Raw genomic sequence first — 2,952 nt, forward strand, 5'->3', positions numbered from 1 at the left:
ACCCGGGGCCGGCCGGATCACGGTCGGCGGCGGGGGTTCGTTCACAGGGCCCTCAGCAGGGCTCAGTCTTCCGGAAGCTCCACCGGAGCGATCTCGTCGAAGACGTCACCGGGGCCGGGGTTGGTCGAGTCGGAGGCACCGCCGAGGTGGTGCATCACGCCCCACACCGCGTTGAGCGCCGTCTGCACCGCGCCCTCGGCCCAGCCGGCCGTCCAGGAGATGTCGTCGCCCGCGAGGAAGATGCCGCGCTTGTCGGCGGGCAGCCGGTCCTGCATGAAGTGCGTGAACAGGCGCCGCTGGTAGCGGTAGTGCCCCGGCAGGTTCGCCTTGAACGCACCCATGAAGTACGGCTCGTTCTCCCAGGACACGGTCACCGGGTTGCCGATGATGTGCTTGCGGATGTCGACCTTCGGGTAGATCTCGCCGAGCGACTTGAGCATGACCTCCATGCGCTCGTTCGCGGACAGCGGCAGCCACTTGAGGCTGTCGTCGCACCACGTGTACGAGAGGCAGATGACGGCCGGCTTGTCGGGCCCGTCGTCCAGCAGGTACGTGCCGCGCGTCATCCGGTCGGTGAGCGTCATCGACATGACGTCCCGGCCGGTCTGCTCGTCCTTGTCCAGCCAGAACGGCCGGTCGACGGGCACGAACAGCTTGGACGACTCCATGTAGTGGGTGCGCTCCATCGCCGTCCAGTGGTCGATGGGGAACAGCGAGTCATCGCAAGCGATCTTGGAGAGCAGCATCCAGGACTGGGCGGTGAAGATCGCCGCCTGGTACGTACGGATGTCGCCGGAAGCGTCCGTGACGGTGATGCGGTTGCCGGCGGTGCGGTGCAGCCGGGTCACGGCCGGGCGCGGCTCACCCTCGTGCAGCTTGGCCAGCGACGTGCCTTGCGCCCAGTGCACGATCTTCTCGGGCTCGCGCTCCCAGAGCCGCAGCGGCAGCTGCTGCGAGCCGCCCACGATGCCGCGGTGGTGGTCGTCGGCCTCGGTGTAGACGACGCGGAGGATCTCCAGGATGGAGTTGGGGAAGTCGGTGTCCCAGCCGCCGGTGCCGAAGCCGACCTGGCCGAAGATCTCGCGGTGCCGGAAGGACTTGAAGGCCTCCGAGTCGCAGAGGAAGCCGTAGAAGGTCTGGTTGTCGAGCTTCTCGACGAGCTTGGCCCAGATCTCGCGGATGCGCGGCACGTCGCGCTCACGCATGGCGCGGTTCATGTCCGAGAAGTCCGCGCCCTCCTCCAGACAGGCGTTCCACGCGTTCATCACGTCGCGGTAGACCTGCGGGAGGTCGTCGATCGTCTCCGCGTAGTGCGACTCGCCCTTGAGGTCCACGACCGTCGAAGGGGTCGACTCGGCCAGGGGGTTGGGGAACGCCTTGGTCTCCAGGCCCACCAGGTCGATGTAGTGCTGGAGCGCGGTCGACGACGGCGGGAAGCGCATGGCGCCCATCTCGGCGGTCAGCTCATCGGTGCCGGTGCCCTCGAAGCCGACCGTGCGCAGCCGTCCGCCGATCTGGTCCGCCTCGTAGACGACCGGCTTGAGGCCCATCTTCATCAGCTCGTACGCGGCGATGATGCCCGACAGTCCGCCGCCGATCACGGCGACCTCGGTGCCGTGCTCGGTCGCGGGTATCTGGCCGAGGCCCGCCGGGTGGGCCAGGAAGTCGTCGTACGCGTACGGGAAGTCCGGCCCGAACATGGTGATGGGCGGCTGCGCGTCGGTGTGCGGGACGGCGGTGGGCACCGTGGACGTCATGGGGTGTTGCTCCTGGTGTGGCGGGACGAGAGTCTTAGCGGGCGAGCGACGCGTACAGGCCGGGGCGGCGGTCGCGCAGATACGGATTGGCGGCGCGCGAGGCGGCCAGGAAGTCCGGGTCGGCGTCGCCGAGCACCAGCTCCTCGCCGTGTCCGGCGCGGGCCCTTGCGATGCCGTCGGGGCCGGCCAGGCAGCTCAGGCCGACGAAGTCGAACTCGCCCTCGGGTCCGGTCCGGTTGACGTACGCCACGTACATCTGGCTCTCGAAGGCGCGCACCGGGACGAGCTTCTCGGCGACGAACTGGAAGGGGTGCATCTGTGCGGTCGGCACCACCAGCAGATCCGTGCCGGCGAGGGCGTGGGCGCGTACGTTCTCGGGGAATTCCACGTCGTAGCAGATCAGGATGCCGATCCGGAGACCGCCGAGCTCGGCCTGGACGACGGGCTCGTCGCCCGGGGTGAACCACTCCTGCTCGAAGCAGCCGAAGAGATGGGTCTTGCGGTAGTTCGCGAGGCGGGCGCCGTCGGGGCCGATGAGCTGCGCCGCGTTGTAGACCCTGTCCTCTTCGGCGCCGGTGCCGCGCTCGGGGTAGCCGTAGAGGACGGCGACGCCATGGCGGCGGGCGATCTCGGCGACGGCCCGTGCGGAGGTGCCGTCGGCGGTCTCGGCGAGGCGGTGAATGCCGGCGCCGATCGCGTACCCGGTGAGGAACATCTCGGGGCAGACGAGGAGCCCCGCGCCCGAGGCCGCGGCACGTGCGGCGTGGGTGTCGAGGATCTCGAGGTTCTTCGCGATGTCGCCGGGGGTCCCGGAGCTCTGGAGCAGGGCGGTACGCAGCGGCGGCATGGGCGACCTCGGAAAGGGTGGATGGGGGCGTCAGGGCGACGTCAGAAACGGTACGTTCCGGCGATCGGCCCGGACAAGGCGGGACCGTTGCGTTCCGCTTGTCGATCCATTGCGCGAATGCACCGCTCCGCGGCGATTCATTGCGTGCGCCCTCCTACCGGGGTCGCATGCCTCCCCCGCCGGACGGCGGAGGAGGGTCACGCCCGGGGCCGATGTTCCGGCGGGCGCCGGCCGGAACAGTGGTGGGTGCAAGGCCGCGACCGGCAATGTTTGCCCGTCAAGGAGCGTCGTCCGGTGCGTGCCATCGCAAGGCGGCCGGAAGTCCTTGTAGCGGAGCTACCAGGGCTT

The 2,952-nt window shown here is 69.3% G+C and carries 2 protein-coding genes; both read right to left on the reverse strand.

What is annotated here, in order from left to right:
* Positions 1–62: 62 nt before the first annotated feature.
* Complete coding sequence (locus ACWGI8_RS42500; protein WP_453668815.1) at positions 63–1,757, reverse strand: flavin monoamine oxidase family protein; 1,695 nt, start codon at positions 1,755–1,757, stop codon at positions 63–65.
* A 34-nt stretch (positions 1,758–1,791) separates the two neighbouring features.
* Entirely contained in the window at positions 1,792–2,604 is an 813-nt protein-coding gene (locus ACWGI8_RS42505; protein ID WP_453668816.1) for a carbon-nitrogen hydrolase family protein, read from the reverse strand.
* Positions 2,605–2,952 lie beyond the last annotated feature (348 nt).

It is taken from the genome of Streptomyces sp. NPDC054841 (genome assembly GCF_053611045.1).